Source organism: Ruoffia sp. FAM 26254 (genome assembly GCF_045528545.1).
GTDB lineage: Bacteria > Bacillota > Bacilli > Lactobacillales > Aerococcaceae > Ruoffia > Ruoffia halotolerans.
Genome location: NZ_JBGQQY010000083.1, coordinates 1 through 3,734 on the forward strand (window position 1 = coordinate 1; position 3,734 = coordinate 3,734).

Consider the following 3,734-nt stretch of genomic DNA (forward strand, 5'->3'; position numbering starts at 1 on the left):
TTTTTATGTGCGCCCGGCATGGGCGATAACTTGGTGGTGAAAGTCCACTACAGACTTGGCAGTAGGAACTGTTAGCTAAAGGCAAGGGTGTCCACCGTGAGGTGGAATCTGAAGGAAGCCGGAGGCAAACACTCGCACTGACGAACAGAAACTTCATATCAAGGCTGAACAGGGATGGATGAGCTTGCATGACAAAGTGAAGTCCAATACTGCACGAATCCTAAACAGTAAATGAAGCAGTGACATGAGTGGAAGGTTATCGCACCTTACCTGGGGAGGTCTCACTAGCGACTCAGTAGTAACAACGAATAGTGAGAAATCAGCAGAGGTCGTAGTAGCGAGAATGTAGCGAAGGACCGAACAATATCAATACAAATTATAGAATGGAGGTTAAGGTTCACAATAATGACAGAAAACAACCGCTTAGGTTGGCAGTCGGTGGAGGGAATAGGTGGAACCGAAAGAGTTAATCGATGTGTCTAGTGAACTTTAGGTGAAATGACAGAAATGTATCGTAAGACTCCGTCTTTGATGGAGCGAGTTGTAACAAGAGAGAATATGGAAGCTGCCATTAAATCCGTTAAACGGAATAAAGGTGCAGCAGGTATTGACGGGATGACCGTCTTTGAAATAGAAGAACACATCAATGAGTATTATATTCCTCTACGGAATAAATTACTTAATGGGACTTATAAACCCCAACCGGTTAAACGGGTAGAAATACCAAAACCGAATGGAGAGAAGCGAAAGCTAGGCATTCCTTGTGTGCGCGATCGAGTTGTTCAACAAGCAATTCGACAAGTGATTGAACCAATCATTGACCCGCACTTTATGGAAAACAGTCACGGCTTTCGACCGGGCAAAGGCACGCATAGTGCCCTCAAACAATGTGTAAACTATTATGAGGAAGGTTATCGGGTAGTTGTAGATTGTGATTTGAAGCAATGCTTTGACACGCTGAATCACGATAAACTCATCTACTATCTAGAACAATACATCCATGATAAGACCATCATCAAAATTATCCGTAAGTTTTTATTAGCAGGTGTCATAGACCTGTCTGGCGAATTCGTAGAAAGTAAAACAGGCGCACCACAAGGAGGGGTTCTCTCGCCTCTACTGAGTAATGTCTACTTACATGAACTGGATAAAGAACTTTCCAAACGTGGTCATCGATTTGTCCGTTACGCTGATGACTTCGTCATCTATGTGAAGACGAAACGAGCCGGTGAACGTGTGATGGAAAGTATCACCAAATATATTGAGAAAGATTTAAAGCTCATCGTCAATCAAGAGAAAAGCAAAGTGGGGTCACCTACTCGTTTAAAGTTCTTGAGCTGTCTGATGCGCCGAGTGAATGGAACCTATCGTTTTATCCCTACCAAGCAAGCCAAGCGAAAATTCAAGAATTCTTTAAAGAGACTGACGAGTCGTAAAAGACCAGGAACCTTTGAAGAAATCATCCAGCAAATTAATCGAGTTACACGAGGTTGGATAAATTATTTTGGTTTAGGTTTTATCAAAGGATTTATTAAAGAGATAGAAGGATGGTTACATCACCGGCTTAGACAGCTTATCTTTAAACGATGGAAGAAACCACGAACGGTTATTAAGAAATTAAAGTCCTATGGACTTGACCTAGACTCAGCGAAACGCATTGCATTTTCTCGTAAGATGTACTGGCGACTTTCAAACACGCCTGAAGTTCATCGGGCAATTACAACAAAAAGACTCCACCAATGGGGCTTAGTTCCACTAAGCGAATTGGTAGAGTCTGCTTACGCAAGGTATTGAACCGCCGTGTACGGAACCGTACGCACGGTGGTGTGAGAGGTCGACTAGTCAAATAATGGCTAGTCTCCTACTCGATGTGCGCCCGGCATGGGCGATAACTTGGTGGTGAAAGTCCACTACAGACTTGGCAGTAGGAACTGTTAGCTAAAGGCAAGGGTGTCCACCGTGAGGTGGAATCTGAAGGAAGCCGGAGGCAAACACTCGCACTGACGAACAGAAACTTCATATCAAGGCTGAACAGGGATGGATGAGCTTGCATGACAAAGTGAAGTCCAATACTGCACGAATCCTAAACAGTAAATGAAGCAGTGACATGAGTGGAAGGTTATCGCACCTTACCTGGGGAGGTCTCACTAGCGACTCAGTAGTAACAACGAATAGTGAGAAATCAGCAGAGGTCGTAGTAGCGAGAATGTAGCGAAGGACCGAACAATATCAATACAAATTATAGAATGGAGGTTAAGGTTCACAATAATGACAGAAAACAACCGCTTAGGTTGGCAGTCGGTGGAGGGAATAGGTGGAACCGAAAGAGTTAATCGATGTGTCTAGTGAACTTTAGGTGAAATGACAGAAATGTATCGTAAGACTCCGTCTTTGATGGAGCGAGTTGTAACAAGAGAGAATATGGAAGCTGCCATTAAATCCGTTAAACGGAATAAAGGTGCAGCAGGTATTGACGGGATGACCGTCTTTGAAATAGAAGAACACATCAATGAGTATTATATTCCTCTACGGAATAAATTACTTAATGGGACTTATAAACCCCAACCGGTTAAACGGGTAGAAATACCAAAACCGAATGGAGAGAAGCGAAAGCTAGGCATTCCTTGTGTGCGCGATCGAGTTGTTCAACAAGCAATTCGACAAGTGATTGAACCAATCATTGACCCGCACTTTATGGAAAACAGTCACGGCTTTCGACCGGGCAAAGGCACGCATAGTGCCCTCAAACAATGTGTAAACTATTATGAGGAAGGTTATCGGGTAGTTGTAGATTGTGATTTGAAGCAATGCTTTGACACGCTGAATCACGATAAACTCATCTACTATCTAGAACAATACATCCATGATAAGACCATCATCAAAATTATCCGTAAGTTTTTATTAGCAGGTGTCATAGACCTGTCTGGCGAATTCGTAGAAAGTAAAACAGGCGCACCACAAGGAGGGGTTCTCTCGCCTCTACTGAGTAATGTCTACTTACATGAACTGGATAAAGAACTTTCCAAACGTGGTCATCGATTTGTCCGTTACGCTGATGACTTCGTCATCTATGTGAAGACGAAACGAGCCGGTGAACGTGTGATGGAAAGTATCACCAAATATATTGAGAAAGATTTAAAGCTCATCGTCAATCAAGAGAAAAGCAAAGTGGGGTCACCTACTCGTTTAAAGTTCTTGAGCTGTCTGATGCGCCGAGTGAATGGAACCTATCGTTTTATCCCTACCAAGCAAGCCAAGCGAAAATTCAAGAATTCTTTAAAGAGACTGACGAGTCGTAAAAGACCAGGAACCTTTGAAGAAATCATCCAGCAAATTAATCGAGTTACACGAGGTTGGATAAATTATTTTGGTTTAGGTTTTATCAAAGGATTTATTAAAGAGATAGAAGGATGGTTACATCACCGGCTTAGACAGCTTATCTTTAAACGATGGAAGAAACCACGAACGGTTATTAAGAAATTAAAGTCCTATGGACTTGACCTAGACTCAGCGAAACGCATTGCATTTTCTCGTAAGATGTACTGGCGACTTTCAAACACGCCTGAAGTTCATCGGGCAATTACAACAAAAAGACTCCACCAATGGGGCTTAGTTCCACTAAGCGAATTGGTAGAGTCTGCTTACGCAAGGTATTGAACCGCCGTGTACGGAACCGTACGCACGGTGGTGTGAGAGGTCGACTAGTCAAATAATGGCTAGTCTCCTACTCGATT

At 42.9% G+C, this 3,734-nt stretch carries 2 protein-coding genes; both read left to right on the top strand.

Going from position 1 to position 3,734, the window contains the following annotated elements:
• Positions 1-498 precede the first annotated feature (498 nt).
• The gene (gene ltrA / locus ACEN3Z_RS11610) at positions 499-1,794 is read left to right on the top strand and encodes a group II intron reverse transcriptase/maturase (RefSeq protein WP_407090955.1); all 1,296 of its coding nucleotides are present in this window, start codon (positions 499-501) and stop codon (positions 1,792-1,794) included.
• Positions 1,795-2,361: 567 nt separating this feature from the next.
• Positions 2,362-3,657 (top strand): group II intron reverse transcriptase/maturase, encoded by a 1,296-nt coding sequence (ltrA, locus tag ACEN3Z_RS11615; RefSeq protein ID WP_407090955.1) that lies wholly within the window; start codon positions 2,362-2,364, stop codon positions 3,655-3,657.
• Positions 3,658-3,734: the final 77 nt, after the last annotated feature.

Coding starts and splice junctions, on each gene's coding strand:
- ltrA (WP_407090955.1), top strand. CDS start 499: ATGACAGAAATGTATCGTAAGACTCCGTCTTTGATGGAGCGAGTTGTA.
- ltrA (WP_407090955.1), top strand. CDS start 2,362: ATGACAGAAATGTATCGTAAGACTCCGTCTTTGATGGAGCGAGTTGTA.